Consider the following 26,138-nt stretch of genomic DNA (forward strand, 5'->3'; position numbering starts at 1 on the left):
ATGAGGAGACACACGATGTCCGAGAAGCTGTTCGAGCCGGTCACCCTGGGCAAGCTGTCCCTGGGCAACCGCCTGGTCATGGCGCCCATGAGCCGCAACCGCGCCACCCCCGACGGCCTCGCCACCGAGCTGATGGCCACCTACTACGCCCAGCGGGCGGGCGCCGGCCTCATCATCACCGAGGGCATCCAGCCCAACGTCGTCGGCCAGGGGTTCATGAACAGCCCCGGCCTGTACTCCCAGGAGCAGACCGAATCCTGGAAGCAGGTCACCTCCGCCGTGCACCGCGCCGGCGGGCTGATCGCCGCCCAGCTCATGCACTGCGGCCGCATCGGCCACCCCTCCCTGTACCCGAGCGCCCACCAGTCCGTCGCGCCGTCGGCCGTCACCGCGGCCGGCCAGTGCTTCGGCCCCGAGGGCCCGCTGGAGTACCAGGAGCCGCACGAGCTGACGGTCGAGGAGATCGCTGACACCGTCAAGGAGTTCGCGGACGCCGCGCAGAACGCCATCGAGGCCGGCTTCGACGGCGTCGAGGTCCACGCGGGCAACGGCTTCCTGCTCCACCAGTTCCTCGCGGAGAACACCAACCGGCGCACCGACCGGTACGGCGGCTCCATCGAGAACCGCATCCGCTTCGCCGTCGAGGTGATCGAGGCGGTGTCCGAGCGCATCGGCGCGGACCGCGTCGGCGTGCGCATCTCGCCCGCCAACCCGTACAACGACATCGTCGAGGGCGACACCGCCGCCCTGTACGAGGCGCTCGTCGCGGCCCTGCCGCCGGTGGCGTTCCTGCACGTCCTGGAGGGCGGCAACCGCGGCCAGACCGAGGCGCTGCGCGCCCAGTGGACCGGCACCATCATCCTGTGCCCGCACCCGGAGAACCTGGGCGTCCCGGTCACGGCCGAGATCGCCACCGAGGCACTGGAGGCCGGCGTCGCCTGCGCCGTCGCGTTCGGCGCGGCGTTCCTCGCCAACCCGGACCTGCCGGAGCGCGTCCGCGCCGGCGGCCCGTTCAACGCACTGGACACCACCACCTTCTACGGTGGCGACCACCGGGGCTACACCGACTACCCGACGCTGGCCGAGGCCGGTTCCGCGTGAGCAGCCCGGGCCAGATGCTGCTCTTCTCGGGGCGCGCACACCCCGAGCTGGCGCAGGCCGTGGCAGCCGAACTGGGTACGACGCTGGTCCCGACGAAGGCGATCGACTTCGCCAACGGCGAGATCTACATCCGCTACCACGCCTCCGTGCGCGGCGCGGACTGCTTCGTCATCCAGAGCCACACCGCACCGATCAACAAGGCGATCATGGAACAGCTCATCATGATCGACGCGTTGAAGCGGGCCTCGGCCCGCAGCATCACGGTGATCCTGCCGTTCTACGGATACGCCCGCCAGGACCGCAAGCACAGCGGCCGCGAGCCCATCTCGGCCCGTCTGGTTGCGGACCTGCTCAAGACGGCCGGAGCGGACCGGATCCTGACGGTGGACCTGCACGCCGACCAGATCCAGGGCTTCTTCGACGGGCCGGTGGACCACCTGTTCGCGATGCCGGTCCTCGCGGACCACATCGGCGCCAAGGCCGACCGCGACAACCTGACGGTCGTCTCGCCCGACGCCGGCCGCGTCCGGGTCGCGGACGGGTGGTGCGACCGGCTGGGCGCGCCGCTGGCCATCGTCCACAAGCGGCGCGACAAGGACGTGGCCCACCAGGTCACCGCCCACGAGGTGGTCGGTGACGTCGAGGGCCGGGACTGCGTCCTCGTCGACGACATGATCGACACCGGCGGCACGATCTGCGCCGCCGCCGACGCCCTCTTCGCACAGGGCGCGCGGGACGTCATCGTGGCGGCCACGCACGGGGTGCTGTCCGGCCCCGCCGCGGACCGCCTCAAGAACTCGCGGGTCAGCGAGTTCGTCTTCACGGACACCCTGCCGGTGCCCGGGGCGCTCGGACTGGACAAGGTCACCGTCCTGTCGATCGCCCCGCTCATCGCGGGTGCCGCCCGTGAGGTGTTCGAGAACGGATCGGTGACCCGGTTGCTCCAGGACCGGTAGGCCGGGACGGGCGGGCCGAGGGGGCCCGCCCGTACCCCGGGGCGGTGCGCGCGGCGCGCCGTCCCGGCAGCCCTACCGGGGGAGCGGTCCTGGTCCCCTGTCCGTCGGTTTCTTCACTCCGGGCCGCCGCCCGGCTCTTCCGGCTCACCCCCGCGGTGTTCCCCGGCCCGCGGGTGCCGTCCGCACCGCGGTGAGCCGCTGCAGACCGGTCTGCCGCAAGGAGCGCGGCCCGGTCGCGCGGGCGTCGAGCACGCCCGCTGTTCCACGAAGGAAGTAAGGAAGCGAGAAATGACCTTTCAGGAGACCAGCGTGCTCGATCCCACCCTTCTGGGAACCAAGGCGTTGCCGGACCTGCTCGCCGAGCGGGTCGCGGAGCACCCGGAGGCGACCGCCGTCGTCTACCGTGACCAGAGCCTCACGTATCGCGAACTGGCGGCCAGAAGCTCGGCCCTGGCCGAGTACCTCAGACATCTCGGCGTCTCGGCGGACGACTGCGTCGGCCTCTTCGTCGAGCCGTCGCTCGACCTGATGATCGGCGCCTGGGGCATCCTGTCCGCCGGCGGCGCCTACCTGCCGCTGTCCCCGGAGTACCCCGAGGACCGGCTCCGCTACATGATCGAGAACAGCCAGGCGAAGATCATCCTGGCCCAGCAGCGCCTGGTGTCCCGGCTGCGCGAACTCGCGCCCAAGGACGTCACCGTCGTCACCCTGCGCGACTCCGACGCCTTCGTCCTGCCCGGTGCGGGCGCGCCGGCGCCCGCCGCCGAAGGCGCCCGCCCCGACAGCCTCGCCTACGTCATCTACACCTCGGGCAGCACCGGCAAGCCCAAGGGCGTGATGATCGAGCACCGCAGCGTCGTCAACCAGCTCGGCTGGCTGCGCGAGACGCACGGCATCGACCGCAGCAAGGTCGTCCTGCAGAAGACCCCGATGAGCTTCGACGCCGCCCAGTGGGAGATCCTCTCCCCGGCCAACGGCGCCACCGTCGTCATGGGCGCCCCCGGCGTCTACGCCGACCCCGAGGGCCTCATCGAGACCATCCACAAGCACGGCGTCACCACCCTGCAGTGCGTCCCGACGCTGCTCCAGGCGCTCATCGACACCGAGAAGTTCGACGCCTGCTCCTCCCTGGAGCAGATATTCAGCGGCGGCGAGGCGCTCTCGCGCAACCTCGCGATCCAGGTCACCCGCGAGATGCCGGGCCGCTCCCTGATCAACCTGTACGGGCCGACGGAGTGCACCATCAACTCCTCCTCGTACACCGTCGACCCCGAGGCCCTGGACGAGGGCCCCCAGTCGATCTCGATCGGCAGCCCGGTCCACCGCACCGAGTACCACATCCTCGACAAGGACCTGCGGCCCGTCGGCGTCGGCGAGATCGGTGAGCTCTACATCGGCGGCGTCCAGCTGGCCCGCGGCTACCTGCACCGCCCCGACCTGACCGCCGACCGCTTCCTGGAGATCCCCCTCGGCGACGGCGACACCCCCACCCGCCTCTACAAGACGGGCGACCTGGGCCAGTGGAACCCGGACGGCACCGTGCAGTTCGCCGGCCGCGCCGACAACCAGGTCAAGCTGCGCGGCTACCGCGTCGAACTCGACGAGATCTCCCTCGCGATCGAGAACCACGAGTGGGTCCGCAACGCGGCCGTCATCGTCAAGAACGACAGCCGTACCGGCTTCCAGAACCTGATCGCCTGCGTCGAGCTGAGCGAGAAGGAAGCCGCCCTGATGGACCAGGGCAACCACGGCTCCCACCACGCCTCGAAGAAGAGCAAGCTCCAGGTCAAGGCGCAGCTGTCCAACCCGGGCCTGCGCGACGACGCCGAGCTCGCCGCCCGCACCGCCTACGACCTGCCGGGCGCCGAAGCCACCCCCGAGCAGCGCGCCCGCGTCTTCGCCCGCAAGACCTACCGCTTCTACGAGGGCGGCGAGGTCACCCGGGCCGACCTGCTCGACCTGCTCGGCGCCAAGGTCACCGCGGGCTACTCGCGCAAGGCGGCCGACCTGGCCCCCGCCGAACTGGGGCAGATCCTGCGCTGGTTCGGCCAGTTCGTCAGCGAGGAGCGGCTCCTGCCGAAGTACGGGTACGCCTCCCCGGGCGCCCTGTACGCGACGCAGATGTACTTCGAGCTGGAGGGCGTCGGCGGGCTGCGGCCGGGTTACTACTACTACCAGCCGGTCCGCCACCAGCTCGTGCTGATCAGCGAGCGCGAGGCCACCGGCAAGCCCACCGCGCAGATCCACTTCATCGGCAAGAAGAGCGGTATCGAGCCGGTCTACAAGAACAACATCCTCGAAGTGCTGGAGATCGAGACCGGCCACATGGTCGGCCTCTTCGAGCAGATCCTGCCGTCCTACGGCCTCGACATCCACGACCGCGCCTACGAGCCGGCCGTGCGGGAACTGCTCGACGTCGCCGACGAGGACTACTACCTGGGCACCTTCGAGCTCGTCCCGCACGCGGGCCCGCGCGAGGACCACGCCGAGGTCTACGTCCAGACGCACGGCAGCAAGATCGCCGGCCTGCCCGAGGCCCTGTACCGCTACGAGGACGGCGAGCTGACCCGCTTCTCGGACGACATCGTCCTCAAGAAGCACGTCATCGCGATCAACCAGTCGGTGTACCAGGCCGCCAGCTTCGGCATCAGCGTCTACAGCCGCGCCCCCCAGGCGTGGATGCACTACATCGAGCTGGGCAAGAAGCTCCAGCACCTGATGATGAACGGGCTGAACCTGGGCTTCATGTCCTCCGGCTACAGCTCCAAGACCGGCAACCCGCTGCCCGCCTCGCGCCGCATGGACTCCGTCCTCGCCGCGAACGGCGTCGAGGGCGGCCCGATGTACTTCTTCGTCGGCGGCCGCATCAGCGACGAGCAGGTCGGCCACGAGGGCATGCGCGAGGACAGCGTCCACATGCGCGGTCCGGCCGAGCTCATCCGCGACGACCTCGTCAGCTTCCTGCCCGACTACATGATCCCGAACCGGGTCGTGGTGTTCGAGCGGATGCCGCTGTCCGCCAACGGCAAGGTCGACGTCAAGGCACTGGCCGCCTCCGAGCAGGTCAACGCCGAACTCGTCGAACGCCCCTTCGTCGCCCCGCGCACGGAGACCGAGAAGGAGATCAGCGCGATCTGGGCGAAGTCCCTGCGGCGCGAGAGCGTCTCCGTCCAGGACGACTTCTTCGAGTCCGGCGGCAACTCGCTGATCGCCGTCGGTCTCATCCGCGAGCTCAACTCCCGGCTCGGCGTCTCCCTGCCGCTGCAGAGCGTCCTGGAGTCCCCGACCGTCGAGAAGCTCGCCCGGCGCCTGGAGCGGGAGGTCGCCCAGGAGTCCTCGCGCCTGGTGCGCCTGCACGCGGAGACCGGCAAGGCCAAGCCCGTGATCTGCTGGCCGGGCCTCGGCGGCTACCCGATGAACCTGCGCTCCCTGGCCGGCGAGATCGGCCTCGGCCGCTCCTTCTACGGTGTCCAGTCGCACGGCATCAACGAGGGCGAGAGCCCGTACGAGACCATCGTCGAGATGGCCAAGGCGGACATCGAGGCCATCAAGGAGCTCCAGCCGACCGGCCCCTACACCCTGTGGGGCTACTCCTTCGGCGCCCGCGTGGCCTTCGAGACCGCCTACCAGCTGGAGCAGGCCGGCGAGAAGGTGGACAACCTGTTCCTGATCGCGCCGGGCTCCCCGAAGGTGCGCGCCGAGAACGGCAAGGTGTGGGGCCGCGAGGCGTCCTTCGCCAACCGCGGCTACACCACCATCCTCTTCTCCGTCTTCACCGGCACCATCTCCGGTCCGGACCTGGACAAGTGCCTGGAGACCGTGACGGACGAGGCGTCCTTCGCCGAGTTCATCAGCGAGCTCAAGGGCATCGACGTCGAACTCGCCCGGCGGATCATCTCGGTCGTGGGCCAGACCTACGAGTTCGAGTACTCCTTCCACGAGCTGGCCGAGCGCACCCTCCAGGCGCCGATCAGCATCTTCAAGGCCGTGGGCGACGACTACTCGTTCCTGGAGAACAGCAGCGGTTACTCGGCCGAGCCGCCGACGGTGATCGACCTCGACGCCGACCACTACAGCCTGCTGCGCGAGGACATCGGCGAGCTGGTCAAGCACATCCGCTACCTGCTCGGCGAGGAGTGACGGCGCGGACCACGCGGTGACGGCCGCCCCGCCGGAGCGATCCGGCGGGGCGGCCCCGTCCGTCGACGGCCGTCCGGCCGCCGCCGTCTTGTTGACGAGGAGCCATCTCCCATGCGTTTCAATCTCATCGGCCCGTTCGAGATCGTCTCCGACGACGGACGGGTGTACCGGCCGGGGACCCCCAAGGTCTGCCAGACACTGGCGCTGCTGCTCACCCGGCCCCATGAGATCGTCACGGCGGAAGCGCTCATCCATGAGCTGTGGGGCGACACACCGCCGCGCAGCGCCGTCACCACTCTCCAGACGTACGTGTACCACGCCCGCCGGATGCTGGTCAGCGAGGACCTGGTGCCGGCCGGGCGCTCCCTGATCGTCACCAGCCCGCCCGGCTACCGGATCCTCGCCGACGACACCGAGATCGACATCCGCGTCTTCGAACGGCTCGTCGCCCAGGCCCGTACCGAACTCGGCGGCGGACACCCGGGCGCGGCGCTGCGCAGCGTCCGGCAGGCGCTCGACCTGTGGCGCGGGCCCGCGCTGTCGAACCACCCCGTCGGCGATGTGCTCACCGGCCACCTCGTGCACCTGGAGGAGCTGCGCGTACGGGCCTTCGAGATCCGGATCGAGGCGCAGGAGCAGCTGGGTCTGAACCGCGAATCCATCCCGGAACTGCGCAAGCTCACCAACGACTACCCGCTCAACGAGTGGTTCCACAGCCGGCTCATCGCGGCCCTGGTGGGCGCCGGCCGGCGCGCGGAAGCCATGCGGGCCTACCAGAACGTCCGCCGGATCCTCGCCGACGAGCTGGGCATGGAACCCTCGCCGGAACTCAGGCAGCTCCAGGCCCGGCTGCTGAGCCCCGCCCCCAGGCGCGTCCCCGGGCGCGTCCCCGGACCGCCCGGCGCCGCGGCCCCCCGGGCCGGCGGCGAGCGGTTCGCGGTGCGGTCCGGTACCTGATGGGGGCACTGGAGGGCCGGGTCGCCGTGGTGACCGGCGGGACGAAGGGCCTCGGCCTCAAGATCACCGAGGCGTTCGTCGCGGAGGGCGCGCGCGTCGTCGTCGCCGCGCGCGGCGAGGCCGGGGCGGAGGGGGCCCTGGCGCACCTGGACGGCCGCGCCGTCTTCCGGCAGACCGACGTACGCGACCCGGAATCGGTGCGCGCGCTGATGGAGGCGACGGCGGACCGGTTCGCAGGGGTCGACATCCTGATGGCCAACGCCGGTCTGAGCCGGCCGGGGCCCGCGGCGGGGCTGGCCGGCGCGGACTGGGCGGAGGTCGTCGACACGAACGTGAACGGCCTCTTCCACTGCGTGCAGGCGGCCGTGCCGTACCTGGAGCGGAGCGGTAGCGGCCGCATCATCACGATGTCCTCGGCGCTGGGCAGCCGGCCCGCCCCGGGAGCGTCCGCGTACTGCGCGACCAAGGCGGCTGTGGAGATGTTCAGCAAGGTCATCGCCCTGGAACTCGCGCCGAAGGGCATCGTCGTCAACTGCCTGGCCCCCGGCTTCATCGACGAGGGCATGGGGCGGCTGCTGAAGCAGAACCAGGCGGTGTGGAGCACGTACGCGCCGAAGGTGGCGCTGGGCCGCATGGGCACCGGCCGCGAGATCGCCGGGGCCGCCGTCTACCTGGCGGGCGACGCCGGGGCCTACGTCAACGGGCACGTCCTGGAGGTCAACGGGGGCCTCGCCTGGTGAGGCGGGCCACACCGCTGCTGGGCAGGGCCGCTTCCGGTCCTCGAGCGGATCTCCAGAGGGGTCGGAGACTGTCGCCTCCCGCCCACACCACAGAAGGAATCCGCCCGTGTCCCGTCGCCTGTTCACCTCGGAGTCCGTGACCGAGGGCCACCCCGACAAGATCGCTGACCAGATCAGCGACACGATCCTCGACGCGCTCCTCACCGAGGACCCGACCTCGCGCGTGGCGGTCGAGACGCTGATCACCACCGGTCTCGTGCACATCGCGGGAGAGGTGACGACGAAGGCGTACGCGCCGATCGCGCAGCTCGTCCGCGCGAAGATCCTGGAGATCGGCTACGACTCCTCGAAGAAGGGCTTCGACGGCGCCTCCTGCGGCGTGTCGGTGTCCATCGGCGCGCAGTCCCCCGACATCGCCCAGGGCGTCGACACCGCCTACGAGCAGCGTGTCGAAGGCGACGGCGACGAGCTGGACAAGCAGGGCGCCGGCGACCAGGGCCTGATGTTCGGCTACGCCTGCGACGAGACCCCCGAGCTGATGCCGCTCCCGATCCACATCGCGCACCGGCTCTCCCGCCGGCTGTCCGAGGTCCGCAAGGACGGCACCGTCCCCTATCTGCGGCCCGACGGCAAGACCCAGGTCACCATCGAGTACGACGGCGACAAGGCCGTCCGCCTCGACACCGTGGTGGTGTCCTCGCAGCACGCCGCCGACGTCGACCTCGACGCGCGGCTGACCCCCGACATCCGCGAGCACGTGGTCGACTACGTCCTGAACCGGCTGGCGCAGGACGGGATCAAGCTGGACACCGAGGGCTACCGGCTGCTGGTCAACCCGACGGGCCGGTTCGAGATCGGCGGCCCGATGGGTGACGCGGGCCTGACCGGCCGCAAGATCATCATCGACACGTACGGCGGCATGGCCCGCCACGGCGGCGGCGCGTTCTCCGGCAAGGACCCGTCCAAGGTGGACCGCTCGGCCGCGTACGCGATGCGCTGGGTCGCCAAGAACGTGGTCGCCGCCGGTCTGGCCTCGCGCTGCGAGGTGCAGGTCGCGTACGCCATCGGCAAGGCCGAGCCCGTCGGCCTGTTCGTGGAGACCTTCGGCACCGCGAAGGTGGAGACCTCGAAGATCGAGGAAGCCATCGGCGAGGTCTTCGACCTGCGCCCGGCCGCCGTCATCCGCGACCTGGACCTGCTGCGGCCCATCTACGCCCAGACCGCCGCCTACGGCCACTTCGGCCGCGAACTGCCCGACTTCACCTGGGAGCGCACCGACCGCGTCGACGCCCTGCGCGCCGCCGCCGGCCTGCGGTAGACGCCGGTCCGCGCCAACTGGCCCCGCCACACTCCAAGGAGAATCGTTGTGCGTATCGCCGTGGCCGGCTCCATCGCCACCGACCACCTCATGGTCTTCCCCGGACGCTTCGCCGACCAGCTGATCAGCGAACAGATGGACCGGGTCTCGCTGTCCTTCCTCGCCGACCGCCTCGAAGTCCGCCACGGCGGCGTCGGGGCCAACATCACCGTCGGTCTCGGCCGGCTGGGCCTGCGGCCCCTGCTCATCGGGGCCGCGGGCCTCGACTTCACCGAATACGGCGCCCGGCTGCGCGAAGCGGGCGTCGACACCACCTCCGTCCGCGTCAGCGAGACCCTGCACACGGCACGCTTCGTGTGCACCACGGACGACGACCAGAACCAGATCGCCACCTTCTACGCGGGTGCCATGGCCGAGGCGGGAAGGATCGACCTCGCCGAGACCCACGAGCGCGTGGGCGGCCTCGACCTCGTCCTCGTGGGCGCCGACGACCCCGCCGCGATGCTGCGCCACACCGCTGCGGCACACGCACTCGGCATCCCCGTCGCCGCCGACCCCTCGCAGCAGCTCGCCCGGCTCGACACCGAGCAGACCCGGCTGCTGGTGGACGGGGCGGACCTGCTGTTCACCAACGAGTACGAGAGCGCACTGCTGCGCGAACGCACCGGCTGGGACGAGGAGCAGGTGCTGGAGCGGGTCGGCACCTGGGTCGTGACCCGCGCCGCCGACGGGGTCTCGATCCTGACGGCCGGCGCCTCCCGTACGGACGTCCCCGCCGTCCTCACCGACGCCGCGGCCGACCCGACCGGCGTGGGCGACGCCCTGCGCGCCGGCTTCCTCGCCGCCGTGTCCTGGGGCCTGCCGTACGAGCGGGCCGCCCAACTGGGCTGCGCGCTGGCCACGGTGGTCCTCGAATCGGTCGGCACGCAGGAGTACAAGCTGCTCCCCTCCGAGCTGCTGTCCCGTATCGACCGCGTCTACGGCAGCGCCGCGGCGCGGGAGATCGAGCCGGGTCTGGCGGGGCGCGCATGAGGGGGAAGTGCGGGAGCGGGACGCCCGGGGGCCGCGCGCCCACGGGCGGGACGCCGGGCCGGGCGGGAGGGCGCAGATGACCGTACTGCGCGAGATGCTGCGCAGCGGGAGGCCCTCGTACTCCTTCGAGTTCTTCCCGCCGAAGACCGACGCGGGAACCCGCGTGCTGTGGGACGCGATCCGTCGGATCGAACCCCTCTCACCGTCCTTCGTATCGGTCACCTACGGGGCCGGCGGCTCCTCCCGGGACCGGACGGTCGAGGTCACCAAGCGGATCGCCGCAGAGACGACCCTGCGGCCCGTCGCCCACCTCACCGCCGTCGGCCACTCCGTCGCCGAACTGCGCCACATCCTCGGCCAGTACGCGGACGCGGGCGTCCTCGACGTCCTGGCCCTGCGCGGCGACCCGCCGGGCGATCCGAACGCGCCCTGGACAGCGCACCCGGAGGGCTTCCACCACGCCCACGAGCTGGTCTCGCTGGTCCGGAGGGCCGGGGAGTTCAGCGTGGGCGTCGCGGCCTTCCCGGAGCGGCACCCCCGCTCGCCGGACTGGGACAGCGACATCCGGCACTTCGTGGCCAAGTGCCGGGCCGGCGCCGACTACGCCGTCACGCAGATGTTCTTCCACGCCGAGGACTACCTGCGGCTGCGCGACCGGGTCACCGCGGCGGGCTGCGACACCCCGATCATCCCGGAGATCATGCCCGCCACCGACGTGCGCCAGATCCGGCGCTTCGCCGAGCTCAGCAGCGCCGCGTTCCCGCCGTCCCTCGCGCAGCGCCTGGAAGCAGCGCGCGACGACCCGGAGGAAGGGCACCGCATCGGCGTGGAGTACGCCACCGCCATGGCGCAGCGGCTGCTGGCGGAAGGAGCCCCCGGCCTGCACTACATCACCCTCAACCGCTCCACGGCGACCCTGGAGATCCACCGCAACATCCTCGGCTCGCCGAGCGCCGCCGCCCGGCCCCTGCTCGCCGCCCCGCGCTGAGCAGCACGGGGAGCGCCGAGTCCGTGGCGAGCCGTCCGTGGCCCCCGCACGCCGGGGGCCACGGGCGCCTGCGGGTGCGCCCACCACCCGCGCTCGACCTGCCGTCGAGCGGAGCTGGCCAAGCTCACCACCCATAGGACTCACCCGTGAAGGAACACCCAATGAGCCGACGCGTCGTCATCACCGGAATCGGCGTGGTCGCGCCCGGGGGAGTGGGCACCAAGGAGTACTGGTCCCTGCTCACTTCCGGGACGACCGCCACCCGGCCCATCAGCCTCTTCGACGCCACCGGGTACCGCTCCCGCATCGCCGCCGAGGTCGACTTCGACCCCCTCGCCCACGGATTCACCGCCGAAGAGGCCCACCGCCTCGACCGGGCGGCGCAGTTCGCGCTGGTCGCGGCCGGCGAGGCGCTGCGCGACAGCGGCCTGGACGGGGCGGACGCGGATCCGGAGCGCACCGGGGTCACCCTAGGCAGCGCGGTCGGCTGCACCATGGGCCTCGACGACCAGTACAACGCGGTGAGCCTGGGCGGCAGCACCTGGCAGGTGGACCACACCCTGGCCGCCCCGCACCTGTTCGACTACTTCGTCCCCAGCTCGATGGCGGCCGAAGTGGCCTGGCGGGTCGGCGCCCAGGGACCCGTGTCCATGGTCTCCACCGGCTGCACCTCGGGCCTGGACTCCATCGGCCACGCCGCCGAGCTGATCCGCGAGGGCAGCGCCGACGTGATGGTCACCGGCGCCACGGAGGCACCCATCTCCCCGATCAGCGTGGCCTGCTTCGACGCCATCAAGGCGACCTCGCCGCGCAACGACGACCCGCGGACCGCCTCGCGGCCCTTCGACGCCACCCGCAACGGCTTCGTCCTCGGCGAGGGCTCGGCCGTGCTGGTCCTGGAGGAGCTGGAGAGCGCCCGCCGCCGCGGCGCCCACGTCTACGCCGAGATCGCCGGGTTCGCCGGCCGCTGCAACGCGTACCACATGACCGGACTGCGCTCCGACGGCGCGGAGATGGCCGCCGCCATCGACAGCGCCCTGGACGAGGCCCGGCTGGACGCCGGCGCCGTCGACTACATCAACGCCCACGGCTCCGGCACCAAGCAGAACGACCGCCACGAGACCGCCGCCTTCAAGCGGAGCCTCGGGCAGCACGCCTACGAGGTGCCCGTCAGCTCCATCAAGTCGATGATCGGGCACTCGCTCGGAGCGATCGGCTCGCTGGAGGTGGCCGCCTGCGCCCTGGCCATCGAGCACAACACCGTGCCGCCCACCGCGAACCTGCACACCCCCGACCCCACCTGCGACCTGGACTACACCCCGCTCGTCGCGCGCGAGCAGCGCACCGACACCGTGCTCAGCGTCGGCAGCGGTTTCGGCGGCTTCCAGAGCGCCATCGTCCTGACCCGCCCGCGCCTGGGAGATGCCGCATGACCACCGCCCCCGCCCCCGACTCCGCCCGCCCCGCCACCGGTTCCACCGCGCCGGTCGTCACCGGCATCGGCGTGGCCGCGCCGAACGGCCTGGGCACCGAAGCGTGGTGGGGGGCCGTGCTGCGCGGCGAGAGCGGCATCCGCCCGGTCGGCCGGTTCGACGCCGGGCAGTACCCCGCCCGCCTCGCCGGGGAGGTGCCGGGCTTCGACGCGGCCGACCACATCCCGAGCCGGCTGCTGCCCCAGACCGACCACATGACCCGGCTCGCCCTCACCGCCGCCGACGAGGCCCTCGCCGACGCGGCCGTCGACGTGTCCGCCCTGCCCGACTTCTGCGCCGGGGTCATCACCGCGGCCTCCGCGGGCGGCTACGCGTTCGGCCAGAAGGAACTCCAGGAACTGTGGAGCAAGGGCGGCCAGTACGTCAGCGCCTACCAGTCCTTCGCCTGGTTCTACGCCGTCAACACCGGCCAGATCTCCATCAGGAACGGGCTGCGCGGCCCCAGCGGCGTCCTGGTCACCGAGCAGGCCGGCGGCCTCGACGCGGTCGCCCACGCCCGCCGCCAGCTCCGCAAGAGCGGCGTACGGCTGCTGGTGACCGGCGGGGTGGACTCCTCCCTGTGCCCGTGGGGCTGGGCGGCGCACCTCGCCGGAGGCGAACTGAGCACCGCCGAGGACCCGGACCGGGCGTACCTGCCGTTCTCCGCCGACGCGGACGGCCACGTCGCGGGCGAGGGCGGCGCCCTGCTCGTCCTGGAGGACGCGGACCACGCACGCGAGCGGGGCGCCGCCCTGTACGGGGCCGTCGCCGGGTACGCCGCCACCTTCGACCCGCCGCCCGGCTCGGGCGGCACCCCGCGCCTGGGCGCCGCCGCCCGGCTCGCCCTGCGGGACGCCGGGCTGGAGGCCGCCGACGTCGACGTGGTCTTCGCCGACGCCGCCGGCCGGCGCACCGCCGACCGCGAGGAGGCCGGCGCCCTCGCCGCCCTGTTCGGCGCGTACGGCGTCCCCGTGACCGCGCCGAAGACCATGACGGGCCGGCTCGCCGCGGGCGGCGCCTCCCTGGACCTGGCGGCCGCCCTGCTCTGCCTGCGGGACGGGGTGATCCCGCCGACCGTCAACGCGGGGCCGCCGGCCGCGGACTGCCCGGTCGACCTGGTCACCGAGGTACGCCGGCCCGACCGGCTGCGTACCGCCCTGGTCCTGGCCCGCGGCCGCGGCGGCTTCAACGCGGCCGTGGTGGTACGCGCCGCCTGACGGCCGCCTGGTGACGGACCCGGGGGCCCCGAAGACCGTCCGGGGGCCCCGGGACACGAGGACCGTCGAGAAGGCCGAGCCGGGCGGCACCTGCCTGCGCTACGGCCGCGTACCGACGGGGAGGCCCCTGCTGCCCGCGGGCGAGACGGCCGACGCGCCGTGCCACGGCGGGCCCTTCGGCGCGAAGGCGATCTCCGGGGGCGAGGACGCCGCCGAGGCGGACGCGTACCGCGGGGTCCCGGGCACGCCCGTCGGGAGGGCGATGCGCCGGCCCTCGTGCCACCCCGCACCCCGGCGACTTCGACGAAGGTGGGAGAGACGAGACTCCCGCCCTCGACCGGGGTGAGTCCCTCGCGCGCCTAGCGCGCAGCCGGTCGCTGCCCGGCCCGGCCGTCGATGGCGACCGCGTCCTCTCCTGCGATCACGCCCGGTTCCCGGACTGGTCCCCACCCGCCTCGGATACGAGGAGACCGGCGGCGCCGTGGAGCGCGGGCACGTCGTCCACGCTCCGGCCGCGGAGCCGCTGCACGTCCACGCCCGAGCCGCGCGCGGCGGCACCGCGCGGGCCGGCTCAGGGCGTCAGGACCAGCGCCCAGGCGAGCAGACCGGTGGCCGCCGTGCACAGCAGCGTGCGCCAGACGTTGGCCCGTACCCACGGCCCCTCGAAGCCGCGGCGGACTGCGGCCGCGTCGGCGATCCGGGCGGGCGGACCGGCCTTCTCCAGGGCGTTGTTCAGCGGGATGTTGACGCGGGCCGTGACACCCATCGCGACGAGGTAGCACACGAACGCCCCCGCCAGCGGCCCGAGCACGGCGGTGCGGGCGGACAAGGCGTGCAGGACCAGCGCGAGGCCGGTGAAGAGCAGGGCGCCGATGTAGCCGAGGACGAACCAGCCGTTGAGGATGGCGACGTTGATGCGCTGCATCACCTCGATGACGGTCCGGTCGTCGGTGCGCCGCAGGGCGGGCATCACCGACACGGCGAAGCCGTAGAAGAGGCCGCTGACCAGACCCATCGTGATCGTCGCGGCGACGAGTGACGCCGAACGTGCCATTTCCATACGGGTGCTCTCCCCCGGTCGACCGGCCCCTTGCGTCCCGCCGATCCTACGGGCCCCTCGCGCCGCGGCAGGCGGCGAACGCACGCCGGAGCGCACGGCTCCAGCGGGACTCAGGGCAGGTTCGAGGAATGGTTCCTGGGGTCGGTGTAGGGGCGGTCCAGGGGACGGAAGCCCTCTCCCGGTCGTGGCGGCGCACGGTACTCTCCCGCCTGGGCCCGCACGCCCGCCTGCCACCCTCCGAGAGGAAACACACCGTGAAGGACCCCAAGGACAGGCTGGACGCCCTCCGGGCCGACATCGAGCGCCGCAACCCCGCGCAGCCGGAGTTCCACCAGGCGGTAAGGGAAGTCCTGGACAGCCTCGCCCCGGTGTTCGCCGCCCGCCCCGAGTACGCCGACCCGGCCGTGGCGCTGGTCGAGCGGATCACCGAGCCGGAGCGGCAGATCCTCTTCCGCGTGCCGTGGACCGACGACCGGGGCCGGGTGCAGGTCAACCGCGGCTACCGGGTCGAGTTCAACAGCGCGCTCGGCCCGTACAAGGGCGGCCTGCGTTTCCACCCGTCCGTGGACATCGGCGTGGTGAAGTTCCTCGGCTTCGAGCAGATCTTCAAGAACGCCCTCACCGGCCTCGGTATCGGCGGCGGCAAGGGCGGCAGCGACTTCGACCCGCACGGCAAGTCCGACGCCGAGGTCATGCGCTTCTGCCAGTCGTTCATGACGGAGCTGTCGCGGCACATCGGCGAGCACACCGACGTCCCGGCCGGTGACATCGGCGTCGGCGGACGTGAGATCGGCTACCTGTTCGGCCAGTACCGGCGCATCACCAACCGCTGGGAGGCCGGCGTCCTCACCGGCAAGGGCCAGGGCTGGGGCGGTTCCGCGATCCGCCCGGAGGCCACCGGCTACGGCTCGGTGCTGTTCGCCGCGGAGATGCTGGCGGTGCGGGGCGAGTCCCTGGACGGCCTGAGCGCGGTGGTCTCGGGCTCCGGCAACGTCGCCCTCTACACGATCGAGAAGCTCCAGCAGCTGGGCGCCAACCCGCTGACGGCCTCCGACTCCTCCGGCTACGTGGTCGACGACAAGGGCATCGACCTCGCGCTGCTGAAGCAGATCAAGGAGGTCGAGCGCGGCCGCATCAGCGAGTACGCCGCCCGGCGCGGGTCGTCGGCCCGCTTCGTGCAGGGCGGACGGGTCTGGGAGGTCCCGGCGGACGTGGCCTTCCCGTCGGCCACGCAGAACGAGCTCGGCGCGCAGGACGCGCGGACGCTGGTCGCGGGCGGGGTCAAGGCGGTGTCGGAGGGCGCGAACATGCCGACGACGCCGGAGGCGGTACGGGTGCTGCAGGAGGCGGGCGTCGCGTTCGGCCCCGGCAAGGCGGCGAACGCGGGCGGTGTCGCGGTCAGCGCGCTGGAGATGGCGCAGAACGCGGGGCGCGTGGCGTGGGGGCGCGAGCGGGTGGAGGAGGAACTGGCCGGCATCATGCGGTCGATCCACGCCGTGTCGTACGAGACCGCCGAGCGGTACGGAGCGCCGGGGGACTACGTGACGGGCGCGAACATCGCCGGCTTCGAGCGGGTCGCCGACGCGATGCTGGCGCAGGGCGTGATCTGACCCTCGCCCGCAGGCCTTGAGCGCCCGGCCGGGCCCGTTCGCGACGCCGTCCGACGCGCGGGCCCGGCCGGGGCGCCCACCCCGGGCACCTCCGGACCGTCCGGGGGTTGCGGGGCGGGCGGGTGTCAGTGCGCCACGAGGTCGGCGAGCAGCTTCGCCGCGGGCTCCGGGTGGACGAGCCAGCTCAGGTGGCTCCCCGGGAGCGTCCGGACCTCGAAGGGGTTGTCGGGGGTGAGCGCGTCGGCTTCGCGGATCATGCGGTCCTGGGCGGCGGGCGGGATGCTGGCGTCGTCGGCCAGGCGCACATAGGTCTTGGGAACCCGGCCCCAGGTCGCGGCCCGCGCGCGGTCGGCGGACGTACCGACGTCGAGGTTCTCGTCGGGCTGAAAGGTGTTCAGGACGGTCCGGAACTCGTCATCGGTGAGGTCGGCGGCGAACGCCGCCTTGAACGCGGCGAGCGCCGCCGGGTCGGCGGTACGGAAGTTGACCCGCAGCAGACCGAGTTCGGCCGGGTTGCCGACCAACGTGGAGGCGAAGGCCGTCGCGTCGACGTCCGCCATCTCCGGTTGGGCGTAGTAGTCGCCCACCGCCAGATCGACGGGGCACCAGGCGGAGACGTAGACGATCCGGTCGATCAGCTCGGGCCGGGCGTTGGCGACGGCGGTGGCCGTGACGCCGCCCCTGCTGTGCGCGACGAGGACGGTGGGCCCGTTCCGCTTGGCCCGTTCGAGGACCTCGATCACGCGGGCCGCGTTGTCGGCGAGCGCGACCCCTTTGATGCCGCCCGGTTCCGCGGCGAGTGCGTCCGGGTCCTGGGGAGCCTGGTAGGCCGCGGGGAAAGTGGCCTCGAAACCGTGCCCCGGGAGGTCGACGGCGAGCGAGCGGTGCCCGTGCAGGGCGAGTTCGGCCTGTAGCGGAGCGAACGAGAACGAGTTCGCGAAGGCCCCGTGCACGAATATGAACGTCGGTGAATTCTGCATGCCTCAGCCTCCGACAGAACGATCTCCCGAGCAAGATCACGTCGGGTCGCCCGGTCACTGCTGCTGTGCGTGGCTCCGCCCCGCACGCCTCGAACGCCGGCGGGGGCCGGCTCCGGGGGGTGGGGTCGGGGCCGGGTCGTAGCCTGGGGGGACCACTAACGAGGAGTCGCGCGTGCTTACCGCACTGAACGGGGTGTACGGGGATCGGGCCGACGCGGTCAGCGTCGCCGGACGGGTCTGCTCGTACGAGCAACTGCTGGGCGCCGCCAGGGCGGTGGCGGCCGATGCCACCGACACCGGGGCCCCCGCCTTCGCCGTCACCGCGACCGCGTCGCTGGAGACCGTCGCCGCCGCCGTCGGCGCGCTGCTGGCCGGGGTGCCGCTGGTACCGCTGCCGCCCGACGCCGGGCCGGCCGAGCGGGAGCACATCCTGCGCGACTCCGGGGCGGTCGAGATCGACGTCGACTTCGCGCGCAAGGGCCCCGACCGCGGACACCGGCCCGCCGCCGACGGGGAACCCGCGCTGATCCTCTACACCTCCGGGACCACCGGTCCGCCCAAGGGGGTGGTGCTCACGGCGGCCGCCATCGCCGCCGACCTCGACGCCCTCGCCGAGGCCTGGCAGTGGACCGCCGAGGACACCCTCGTACACGGCCTGCCCCTGTTCCACGTACACGGCCTCGTCCTCGGCGTGCTCGGCGCCCTGCGCACCGGCAGCCGCCTCGTGCACACCGGCCGGCCCACTCCCGAGGCGTACGCCGCGGCCGGCGGCAGCCTGTACTTCGGGGTGCCGACCGTCTGGTCCCGCGTCGCCGCCGAACCCCGGGCGGCCGCCGCCCTCTCCGGGGCCCGGCTGCTCGTCTCGGGCAGCGCCGCCCTGCCCGCGCCCGTGTTCCGGGACCTGGAAGCCCTGACCGGCCACCGGCCCGTCGAGCGGTACGGCATGACCGAGACCCTGATCACCGTCAGCGGCCGCGCGGGCGGCGAGGTCCACCCCGGTACGGTCGGCACCCCGCTGCGCGGCGTACGGACCCGTATCGCCGCCGAACCCGGCGCGGAGATCGGCGAACTCCAGCTCACCGGGCCGACCCTGTTCGCCGGATACCTGGGCCGGCCGGAGGCCAGCGCGGCCGCGTACACCGAGGACGGGTGGTTCCGTACGGGTGACATCGCCGCCGTCGACGAGGACGGCGTGCACCGCATCGTGGGCCGGGCCTCCATCGACATGATCAAGTCGGGTGGCTACCGGATCGGCGCGGGCGAGATCGAGAACGCCCTGCTCGACCATCCCAAGGTCAGCGAGGCGGCCGTGGTCGGCGTCCCGGACACCGACCTCGGGCAGCGCATCGTGGCGTTCGTCGTGGCCGAGGGCGTCACCGGCGCCGAACTCACCGACTTCGTCGCCTCGCACCTGTCGGTGCACAAGCGCCCCCGCGAGGTGCGCTTCGTCGCGTCGCTGCCGCGCAACGCCATGGGCAAGCCGCAGAAGAGGCTGCTGCTCACGGACGGACCCGACGGCCTCACGGGGGAGCGGCGGTGAACGGGCTCGACCGCGCCATGCGCACCACCGGCAGTCCCTGGCTGCGCCGCTTCGACGCCGGACCGCACTCACCGGACGCACCCGTCCTGCTGGTGCTCCCGCACGCGGGCGGCAGCGCCGCCTACTACCGCCCGTTCTCCCCGGCGCTGTCCGCCCACGCCGAGGTGCTCATCGCCCAGTACCCCGGGCGTCAGGAGCGGATCGACGAGCCGGTCCCGGGGAGCATCGCCGCCCTGGCCGACGGCGTGGAAGAGGCGCTGCGGCCCTGGCGGGGGCGGCCGTTGACCGTGTTCGGGCACAGCATGGGCGCGCTGGTCGGCTACGAGCTGACGCGCAGCCTGGAGCGCGCCGGCGTACCCCCGCGCGGGCTGATCGTCTCCGGGCGCCGCTCGGCGCTCCTGGACCGGGAGGAGGACGTCCACCTCCAGGGCGACGACGCGCTGATCGCGACGCTGACCGCCCTCGCCGGGACCGACGCCCGGCTGCTGGCCGACCCGGCGTTGCGGGAGCTGATCCTCCCGGCGCTGCGCGGCGACTACAAGGCGGTCGAGACCTACCGGCACCGACCGGGCCCTGCGCTGCGCACGCCCGTCAGCGTGCTGACCGGGGAGTCGGACCCGCGCGTCGGCGTGCCCGAGGCCATGGCCTGGCGGGAGCTGACCGGGGGAGCGTTCACCTTCCGCTCCTTCCCCGGCGGGCACTTCTACCTCAATGAGCAGCGCGAGGCGGTGACCCGGGCCGTCATCGAGGACCTGGCGGCCTTCACGGGCCGTCCCGCACCGGCCGGTTGACCCGGGCGGCCGGGGCGGTAGGCGGGTGGCCGGATCGGGAGCAACGATCTGGGCAGGGCGGACGGGCGTGGGTACGTTGCTCGCATGGATCAAACGGCTGGCGCTCCCAGAACCGATCACCGTGCCCTCTTAGCGGCCTCAGTCACCGTCGTCATGTGGGCCTCCGCATTCGTCTCCATCCGCGCGTCGGCCCAGCACTTCGGGCCCGGCGCCCTGGCTCTGGGCCGGCTCCTGACCGCTTCGCTCGCACTCGGCGTGGTGCTGCTGGTCAAGCGGGTGCCGCCGCCGTCGCGGCAGGCCTGGCCGGGGATCCTCGCCTCCGGTGTGCTGTGGTTCGGGCTCTACATGGTGGCCCTGAACTGGGGGGAGCAGGGCGTCGACGCCGGCACCGCGGCGATGGTCGTCAACATCGGTCCCATCGTCATCGCCCTACTGAGCGGCTGGATCCTCAAGGAGGGTTTCCCGCCGATGCTGCTGGCGGGCATGGCCGTCTCCTTCGTGGGCGCGGCCGTCGTGGGGCTGTCCACCTCCAAGGGCGGCGGCTCCTCCCTGACCGGTGTGCTGCTCTGCCTGCTGGCGGCGCTCACCTACGGGGCCGGGGTGGTCTCGCAGAAGCCGGCGCTGCGGCACGCGAGTCCGCTCCAGGTGACCACGTACGGCTGTTTCGTCGGTACGGCGGTCACCCTGCCGTTCGCCGGGCAGCTGTTCGCGCAGCTGCCCGAGGCGCCGCTGGGCGCCACGCTCAACATGGTCTACCTGGGCCTCTTCCCGACCGCCCTGGCCTTCACCACCTGGACGTACGCGCTGTCGCGCACCACGGCCGGGAAGATGGGCGCGACCACGTACGCGGTGCCCGCCGTGGTGGTGCTGATCGCCTGGATCCTCCTGGACGAGGTGCCCGGCTGGCTGACCCTGCTGGGCGGTGCCATCTGCCTCGGCGGTGTGGCGGTCTCCCGGACGCGCGGCACACGCCCCGCCCCCGCGGACGCGCCGGTCGCGAAGGAGGCCGCCGACCGGCCGTGACCGGCGGCGGGTGAGGTGCCGGAAAAGGGCGGCGGGGGTGCCCCGTCGCCCTTTCGCGTGCCAGGAACACCCCAGAATACAGACTCCTTGGTCTGTTTTTGAGTGGGCGTCAGGTCGGATCCGGGTACAGGTTGGGGCCGTTGTGGAGCGCGGTACGGGTGGACGGCGAGTGTGGGGCGGCGTTCCGTGAGGTTACCCCTGATGAAAACGGCGCAGTTGGTTTGATATTGACAAACCGTGGGGCCTGTTTTTTACTGAGGCAGGCTCATCCACGGACAGGGGAGTACGCGTGGACATCGAAGTACTTGGCACACTGGCGGTGCGGGAGCACGGAGTCTCCATCACGCCGACCGCCCTCAAGCCGCGGCAGGTCCTGGCGCTCCTGGCCCTGCACGCCGACCAGGTCGTGCCCGTGTCGGCCCTCATCGAGGAGCTGTGGGCCGGTGAACCGCCGCGCAGCGCCCGTACCACCCTGCAGACGTACGTGCTCCAGCTCCGCTCGCTCATCACCACCGCCCTCGAACAGGGCGGCGACGGCACGCGCACGGCCAAGGACGTCCTCGTCACCCTGCCCGGCGGCTACCTGCTCGACAGCAACGGCGGCACCAGCGACGTCCGCGAGTTCGACCGGCTCGCGGGCCTCGGCTACCGCGCCATGGACGCCGGTGACCACCCCGGCGCAGCCCGTCTGCTGCGCGAGGCGCTGGCCCTGTGGTCCGGGCCCGCGTTCGCCGACGTGGCGGGCGGCGTGCAACTGGACATGGAGTGCCGCCGCCTGGAGGAGACCCGGCTGTGCGCGCTCGACCAGCGCATCGACGCCGACCTGCGGCTCGGCCGCCACCGGGAGCTGCTCGCCGAACTCACCGTCCTCGCCAGCCGCTACCGCACCCACGAGAACCTCCACGGCCAGTTCATGCTGGCCCTGCACCGCTCCGGACGCCGCGGTGAGGCCCTCGACGTGTACCAGCGCTTGCGGGGCACCCTGGTGCGCGAACTGGGCATCGAGCCGTCGGTGGCGCTGCGCAGGCTCCAGCGCTCGATCCTCATGGCCGGCCCGGAGGCCGCGGCCGGCGCCGCGGCGGCCGCCCAGCCCGCGGCATCCGCCGTGTCCGCGGCGGCCGTCCAGAACCCCGACGAGCGGCTCGTCCGCGTCGGCTGAACCGGGGCGGCCGCTAAGCCGGTTGCGGGCGGAAGCGGTTGATGGCGTCCAGGTGCTTGGCCCGCATCTCGTGGTCGCGTACGCCCAGGCCTTCTTCCGGGGCCAGGGCGAGGACGCCGACCTTGCCCTGGTGGAGGTTGCGGTGGACGTCGTAGGCGGCCTGGCCGGTGTCCTCCAGCGCGTACACCTTCGAAAGGGTGGGGTGGATCTTTCCCTTGATGATGAGGCGGTTGGCTTCCCAGGCCTCGCGGTAGTTCGCGAAGTGCGAGCCGATGATGCGCTTGAGGGACATCCACAGGTAGCGGTTGTCGTACTCGTGCCGGAACCCGGAGGTGGAGGCGCAGGTGACGATGGTGCCGCCCTTGCGGGTCACGTACACCGAGGCGCCGAAGGTCTCGCGGCCCGGGTGCTCGAAGACGATGTCCACGTCCTCGCCGCCGGTCAGCTCGCGGATGCGCTTGCCGAAGCGCTTCCACTCCCGCGGATCCTGCGTCTGCTCGTCCTTCCAGAACGTGTAGCCCTCCGCGCTGCGGTCGATGACCGCCTCCGCCCCCATGGCACGGCAGATGTCCGCCTTCTCCGGGCTGGACACCACGCAGATCGGGTTGGCGCCCCCGGCCAGCGCCAGCTGGGTGGCGTACGAGCCGAGGCCGCCGCTGGCGCCCCAGATCAGGACGTTGTCACCCTGCTTCATGCCGGCGCCGTTGCGCGAGACCAGCTGGCGGTAGGCGGTGGAGTTCACCAGACCGGGAGCTGCGGCCTCCTCCCACGTCAGGTGCTCGGGCTTGGGCATCAGCTGGTTCGACTTGACGAGCGCCAGCTCCGCCAGACCGCCGAAGTTCGTCTCGAAGCCCCAGATCCGCTGCTCCGGATCGAGCATCGTGTCACCGTGCCCGTCGGCGGACTCCAGCTCCACCGACAGGCAGTGCGCCACGACGCGGTCGCCCGCCTTCCACCGGTTGACGCCCGGGCCCGTACGCAGCACCACGCCCGCCAGGTCCGAACCGAGCACGTGGTAGGGCAGGTCATGGCGCCTGGTCAGCTCCGACAGGCGCCCGTAGCGCTCCAGGAACCCGAACGTCGGCAACGGCTCGAAGATCGAGGACCACACCGTGTTGTAGTTGACGGCACTGGCCATCACCGCGACCAGCGCCTCGCCCGGCCCGGGCTGCGGCGTCGGGACGTCCTGGAGCCGCAGGGACTTGCGCGGATCCTTGTCAGCCGAGGCCATCCCCTCGAACATGTCCGTCTCGTCCCGGCGCACGACGTTCCCGCGGTACGAGTCCGGCAGCGCCAGCGCGGCGAAGTCGGCCGGCGTCGCGGTCTCGGAGAGCAGGGCATTGACGATCTCGTCCACGTGAATTCCCTTGCGAAATAGAGGGGACGGTTCCGGACAGGGTAAGGGCGTTTCCGGACCCCCCGCCGGTCACTTTTCACAACCCGGAGAAAACCGGCGGAAGAATTGACATGCCCGTCGGCCGGTTCCCCGGTGGAGCGGAACACCTGAGGAAACACTCGATGATCTCGCAGGTCATAGCTGGTGTGATCGCTTACCGAGGTCGGGGTCGAGAATCCCTGGAAAGGTGCTGGACCATTCGGGGAAGCGGCCCCACGCTTCGCTACCGTTCGACTGTCAAGGCCGAAAACCGACGGAATACGACCAGCTGCGGAGGCAACCGTGAAGATTCAGGTTCTGGGTCCGTTGAGTGCGGAGGTCAACGGGGGCTCGATCGTTCCGACGGCCGGAAAACCACGCCAGATACTGGCGCTCCTGTCCCTGTATCCGGGACGGGTGGTCCCCGTCCCCACCCTCATGGAGGAGCTCTGGCGGACGGAACTCCCGCAGAGCGCCCTGACCACCCTGCAGACGTACATCCTCCAGCTGCGCCGGCGCCTGGGCACGGCCATGGGTCCGGGCGCCGGCACCGGCGCGAAGGACGTCATCGCCACCCGGCACGGCGGGTACCTGCTCCAGATCGCCCCCGAGGCCGTCGACGTCCACACCTACGAGAGCCTCGTGCGCGCCGGCCAGCAGGCCTTCGACGCCGGTGACGACGCGGCCGCCGCTGCCCGGCTGCGCGAGGCCCTCGCCCTGTGGCAGGGCCCGGCGCTGGTCGACGTACACGTGGGCCCCATCCTCGGCATCGAGGTGCTGCGGCTGGAAGAGAGCCGGCTCGTCACGCTGGAGCGGCGCATCGACGTCGACCTGCGCCTGGGCCGGCACGCCGAACTCATCGTGGAGCTGACCGGGCTGATCGCCCGTCACCCGCAGCACGAGGGCCTGCACTCCCAGGCGATGGTCGCCCTCTACCGCTCCGGCCGCCAGGCCACCGCCCTCGACGTGTACCGCCGGCTGCGCGCCCGCCTCGTCGAGGAGCTCGGCGTCGAACCGAGCCCGCAGCTCCAGCGCCTGCACCAGGCGATGCTGACCGTGGACCCCGCCCTCGACGTCGTCGCCGGCCCGCGCCGCTCCTCCACCTTCGACCTCTTCGCCGCGTAGGCCCGGCGAGCCGGCGCCCGACCGCGGTTCGAGGCACCGTCGACCGGCTCTCCGGCACCCGGCGCGATGGTCGGAGGCCGGGGGTCGAGAGAGGTGTGAGCCGATGTCAGGTGAACGTGTGCGTCACACGTCGTACGCGGTGGACGTGGCGGCGCCCGCAGGAGTGGTCTACGCGCTGCTCGCGGACACCACCCAGTGGCCGCTGTTCATCCCGCCGAGCATCCACGTCGAACGGCTGGACTTCGACGGGACCCACGACCGCTTCGGCATGTGGGCCACCGCCGGCGGCACCGTCACGTCCTGGATCTCCCGCCGGTCCCTGGACAGCGCCGCCCGCACCATCGACTTCCACCAGGAGGTCCCCGCGCCGCCCGCGACCTCCATGGGAGGCCGCTGGGCCGTCGAGGAGCGGGGACCGGGGCGGTCCCGGCTGACCCTGCTGCACCACTTCACCGTCGCGGACGACAACCGGGCCGACGCCGAGTGGGTCACCCGCGCCACCGACGCCAACAGCGGCGCGGAACTGGCCCGGCTCAAGGAAACCGCCGAGCGCTGGACGCGCCTGGACGACCTCCTGCTCACCTTCGAGGACTCCGTGCGCGTCCAGGGCCCCGCCGAACTCGTCTACGCGTTCCTCTACGGGGCCGAGGACTGGCCCGCCCACCTGCCCGACGTCACCCGCGCCGACGTCCGCGAGGACCGCACCGGGGTGCAGCTGCTGAGCCTGGACACCCGCGCGGCGGACGGCCGCACCCACACCGCCGAATCCGTGCGGGTCTGCTTCCCGCACGCCGGGCGGATCGTCTTCAAGGAGACCCGCGGCCCCCTGCCGCTCGCCGCGCACACCGGCGAATGGTCGCTGGTGCCCGACGAGAACGGGCTGACCGCCGTCGCCCGCCACAGCGTCGTCCTGCGCGAGGAGGACGTCGAGGAGCTCCTCGGCCCCGGCGTCGACCTCGCCCAGGCCCGCGACCACGTACGCAGCACCCTGGGCGCCGCGAGCACCGCCACGCTGCACCGTGCCCGCCGGTACGCGGAATCCGCCGTCCGCGTCCTCACCCCGGGGAGATGACCCGCCCCCACCGCCCGCGCCCGCAGCGCACCGCACCCCGACAGGAGCGACCACCATGGTGACCTTCGTCAACAAGCTCAGCGTCCACGGCGACCTCCGCCGGTTCCTCGCGGCCAGGAACCGTCTCACGCGCTTCCTCAGTGCCCAGCCCGGCTGCGTCAGCCACCAGACGCTGCGCCTCGTCGGCGCCGCGGACGTGTTCGTGGAACTGTCCGTCTGGAAGGACGCCGACGCGCACCGGGCCGCCGTCGCCGAGGACGGCTACCGCAGGCTGAGCGAGGAACTGGCCGAACTCGCCGCGCCCGAACCGGGCCTGTACGAGGCGGTCGCGGGCGAGGCGGCCGTCGCCTGAGCCGCCCGCCGGCCCCCGCACCGGCTGTACGAGCCTTCCAGCGCCGGTCCAGTACGGCTCGAGCGTCCCGGGGCAGGGTCGACCGTGGACCGACCCGCACGACCAGGAGCATGTCTATGCGAATGTCCTC

At 72.3% G+C, this 26,138-nt stretch carries 21 protein-coding genes; 18 read left to right on the forward strand and 3 right to left on the reverse strand.

The genetic code is table 11. The features are described 5' to 3' along the window. Positions 1 to 15 precede the first annotated feature (15 nt). The 10 genes from OHA81_RS33630 (at position 16) to OHA81_RS33675 (ending at position 13,921) form a co-directional block, all read left to right on the forward strand. Entirely contained in the window at positions 16 to 1,101 is a 1,086-nt protein-coding gene (locus OHA81_RS33630; protein ID WP_329203059.1) for an alkene reductase, read from the forward strand. Between the two features lie 14 nt (positions 1,102 to 1,115). Beyond that, a complete protein-coding gene (locus OHA81_RS33635) occupies positions 1,116 to 2,057 on the forward strand; it encodes a ribose-phosphate diphosphokinase (protein ID WP_329203380.1) in 942 nt (313 codons plus the stop codon). Positions 2,058 to 2,345: 288 nt separating this feature from the next. Continuing rightward, positions 2,346 to 6,197: an amino acid adenylation domain-containing protein gene (locus tag OHA81_RS33640; protein ID WP_329203061.1), complete on the forward strand. Its 3,852-nt coding sequence runs from the start codon at positions 2,346 to 2,348 to the stop codon at positions 6,195 to 6,197. A 111-nt stretch (positions 6,198 to 6,308) separates the two neighbouring features. Further along, entirely contained in the window at positions 6,309 to 7,154 is an 846-nt protein-coding gene (locus OHA81_RS33645; protein ID WP_329203063.1) for an AfsR/SARP family transcriptional regulator, read from the forward strand. Next, entirely contained in the window at positions 7,154 to 7,894 is a 741-nt protein-coding gene (locus OHA81_RS33650; protein WP_329203065.1) for an SDR family NAD(P)-dependent oxidoreductase, read from the forward strand. Before OHA81_RS33645 ends, OHA81_RS33650 begins: the two co-directional genes overlap by 1 nt. Positions 7,895 to 8,000: 106 nt before the next feature. Continuing rightward, the gene (gene metK / locus OHA81_RS33655; RefSeq protein WP_329203067.1) at positions 8,001 to 9,212 is read left to right on the forward strand and encodes a methionine adenosyltransferase; all 1,212 of its coding nucleotides are present in this window, start codon (positions 8,001 to 8,003) and stop codon (positions 9,210 to 9,212) included. A gap of 48 nt (positions 9,213 to 9,260) precedes the next feature. Next, positions 9,261 to 10,244: a carbohydrate kinase family protein gene (locus OHA81_RS33660; RefSeq protein ID WP_329203069.1), complete on the forward strand. Its 984-nt coding sequence runs from the start codon at positions 9,261 to 9,263 to the stop codon at positions 10,242 to 10,244. Positions 10,245 to 10,320: 76 nt separating this feature from the next. Then, positions 10,321 to 11,232 carry a methylenetetrahydrofolate reductase [NAD(P)H] gene (gene metF / locus OHA81_RS33665; protein WP_329203071.1) on the forward strand — a complete coding sequence of 304 codons (912 nt, stop codon included), beginning with the start codon at positions 10,321 to 10,323 and terminating at the stop codon, positions 11,230 to 11,232. 161 nt (positions 11,233 to 11,393) lie between these two features. Further along, positions 11,394 to 12,665: a beta-ketoacyl-[acyl-carrier-protein] synthase family protein gene (locus tag OHA81_RS33670; RefSeq protein ID WP_329203073.1), complete on the forward strand. Its 1,272-nt coding sequence runs from the start codon at positions 11,394 to 11,396 to the stop codon at positions 12,663 to 12,665. Further along, positions 12,662 to 13,921, forward strand: a complete 1,260-nt coding sequence (locus tag OHA81_RS33675; RefSeq protein WP_329203075.1) for a ketosynthase chain-length factor — start codon at positions 12,662 to 12,664, stop codon at positions 13,919 to 13,921. The genes OHA81_RS33670 and OHA81_RS33675 overlap by 4 nt, the downstream gene beginning before the upstream one ends. Positions 13,922 to 14,492: 571 nt before the next feature. Here OHA81_RS33675 and OHA81_RS33680 read toward each other — a convergent pair. Continuing rightward, positions 14,493 to 14,981, reverse strand: a complete 489-nt coding sequence (locus tag OHA81_RS33680) for an anthrone oxygenase family protein (RefSeq protein ID WP_329203077.1) — start codon at positions 14,979 to 14,981, stop codon at positions 14,493 to 14,495. A 254-nt stretch (positions 14,982 to 15,235) separates the two neighbouring features. Here OHA81_RS33680 and gdhA point away from each other — a divergent pair, with 254 nt between their 5' ends. Beyond that, positions 15,236 to 16,591, forward strand: a complete 1,356-nt coding sequence (gene gdhA, locus OHA81_RS33685) for an NADP-specific glutamate dehydrogenase (protein WP_329203079.1) — start codon at positions 15,236 to 15,238, stop codon at positions 16,589 to 16,591. A 125-nt stretch (positions 16,592 to 16,716) separates the two neighbouring features. Here the strand turns inward: gdhA and OHA81_RS33690 are convergent, their stop codons facing one another. Beyond that, on the reverse strand, positions 16,717 to 17,571 hold the full coding sequence (locus OHA81_RS33690) for an alpha/beta fold hydrolase (protein WP_329203081.1): 855 nt from the start codon (positions 17,569 to 17,571) through the stop codon (positions 16,717 to 16,719). A 172-nt stretch (positions 17,572 to 17,743) separates the two neighbouring features. Between OHA81_RS33690 and OHA81_RS33695 the strand changes: the two genes are divergently transcribed. The 4 genes from OHA81_RS33695 (at position 17,744) to OHA81_RS33710 (ending at position 22,084) form a co-directional block, all read left to right on the forward strand. Further along, positions 17,744 to 19,111 (forward strand): AMP-binding protein, encoded by a 1,368-nt coding sequence (locus tag OHA81_RS33695; protein ID WP_329203083.1) that lies wholly within the window; start codon positions 17,744 to 17,746, stop codon positions 19,109 to 19,111. Beyond that, positions 19,108 to 19,902, forward strand: coding sequence for a thioesterase II family protein (locus OHA81_RS33700; RefSeq protein ID WP_329203085.1), 795 nt, complete (start codon positions 19,108 to 19,110; stop codon positions 19,900 to 19,902). The genes OHA81_RS33695 and OHA81_RS33700 overlap by 4 nt, the downstream gene beginning before the upstream one ends. An 84-nt stretch (positions 19,903 to 19,986) precedes the next feature. Continuing rightward, positions 19,987 to 20,925 carry a DMT family transporter gene (locus OHA81_RS33705; protein WP_329203087.1) on the forward strand — a complete coding sequence of 313 codons (939 nt, stop codon included), beginning with the start codon at positions 19,987 to 19,989 and terminating at the stop codon, positions 20,923 to 20,925. 289 nt (positions 20,926 to 21,214) lie between these two features. Next, entirely contained in the window at positions 21,215 to 22,084 is an 870-nt protein-coding gene (locus OHA81_RS33710) for an AfsR/SARP family transcriptional regulator (protein ID WP_329203089.1), read from the forward strand. 13 nt (positions 22,085 to 22,097) lie between these two features. Here OHA81_RS33710 and ccrA read toward each other — a convergent pair whose 3' ends face one another. Continuing rightward, positions 22,098 to 23,441, reverse strand: coding sequence for a crotonyl-CoA carboxylase/reductase (ccrA, locus tag OHA81_RS33715; protein WP_443056818.1), 1,344 nt, complete (start codon positions 23,439 to 23,441; stop codon positions 22,098 to 22,100). Between the two features lie 321 nt (positions 23,442 to 23,762). Between ccrA and OHA81_RS33720 the strand changes: the two genes are divergently transcribed. From OHA81_RS33720 to OHA81_RS33730, 3 genes are all read left to right on the forward strand, one after another. Further along, positions 23,763 to 24,584 (forward strand): AfsR/SARP family transcriptional regulator, encoded by an 822-nt coding sequence (locus tag OHA81_RS33720; protein WP_329203091.1) that lies wholly within the window; start codon positions 23,763 to 23,765, stop codon positions 24,582 to 24,584. Positions 24,585 to 24,687: 103 nt separating this feature from the next. Continuing rightward, positions 24,688 to 25,656 (forward strand): aromatase/cyclase, encoded by a 969-nt coding sequence (locus OHA81_RS33725; RefSeq protein WP_329203093.1) that lies wholly within the window; start codon positions 24,688 to 24,690, stop codon positions 25,654 to 25,656. Positions 25,657 to 25,711: 55 nt separating this feature from the next. Next, positions 25,712 to 26,008, forward strand: coding sequence for an antibiotic biosynthesis monooxygenase family protein (locus OHA81_RS33730; protein WP_329203095.1), 297 nt, complete (start codon positions 25,712 to 25,714; stop codon positions 26,006 to 26,008). Positions 26,009 to 26,138 lie beyond the last annotated feature (130 nt).

Source organism: Streptomyces sp. NBC_00667 (assembly GCF_036226825.1).
Classification (GTDB): Bacteria; Actinomycetota; Actinomycetes; order Streptomycetales; family Streptomycetaceae; genus Streptomyces.

Bases quoted from the DNA above. Each gene is read 5' to 3' on its own strand.
- OHA81_RS33680 (WP_329203077.1), bottom strand. From the start codon at position 14,981: ATGGAAATGGCACGTTCGGCGTCACTCGTCGCCGCGACGATCACGATG.
- OHA81_RS33675 (WP_329203075.1), top strand. From the start codon at position 12,662: ATGACCACCGCCCCCGCCCCCGACTCCGCCCGCCCCGCCACCGGTTCC.
- metF (WP_329203071.1), top strand. From the start codon at position 10,321: ATGACCGTACTGCGCGAGATGCTGCGCAGCGGGAGGCCCTCGTACTCC.
- OHA81_RS33630 (WP_329203059.1), top strand. From the start codon at position 16: ATGTCCGAGAAGCTGTTCGAGCCGGTCACCCTGGGCAAGCTGTCCCTG.
- OHA81_RS33635 (WP_329203380.1), top strand. From the start codon at position 1,116: ATGCTGCTCTTCTCGGGGCGCGCACACCCCGAGCTGGCGCAGGCCGTG.
- OHA81_RS33730 (WP_329203095.1), top strand. From the start codon at position 25,712: ATGGTGACCTTCGTCAACAAGCTCAGCGTCCACGGCGACCTCCGCCGG.
- OHA81_RS33670 (WP_329203073.1), top strand. From the start codon at position 11,394: ATGAGCCGACGCGTCGTCATCACCGGAATCGGCGTGGTCGCGCCCGGG.
- OHA81_RS33640 (WP_329203061.1), top strand. From the start codon at position 2,346: ATGACCTTTCAGGAGACCAGCGTGCTCGATCCCACCCTTCTGGGAACC.
- OHA81_RS33650 (WP_329203065.1), top strand. From the start codon at position 7,154: ATGGGGGCACTGGAGGGCCGGGTCGCCGTGGTGACCGGCGGGACGAAG.
- OHA81_RS33645 (WP_329203063.1), top strand. From the start codon at position 6,309: ATGCGTTTCAATCTCATCGGCCCGTTCGAGATCGTCTCCGACGACGGA.
- OHA81_RS33705 (WP_329203087.1), top strand. From the start codon at position 19,987: ATGGATCAAACGGCTGGCGCTCCCAGAACCGATCACCGTGCCCTCTTA.
- OHA81_RS33725 (WP_329203093.1), top strand. From the start codon at position 24,688: ATGTCAGGTGAACGTGTGCGTCACACGTCGTACGCGGTGGACGTGGCG.
- OHA81_RS33690 (WP_329203081.1), bottom strand. From the start codon at position 17,571: ATGCAGAATTCACCGACGTTCATATTCGTGCACGGGGCCTTCGCGAAC.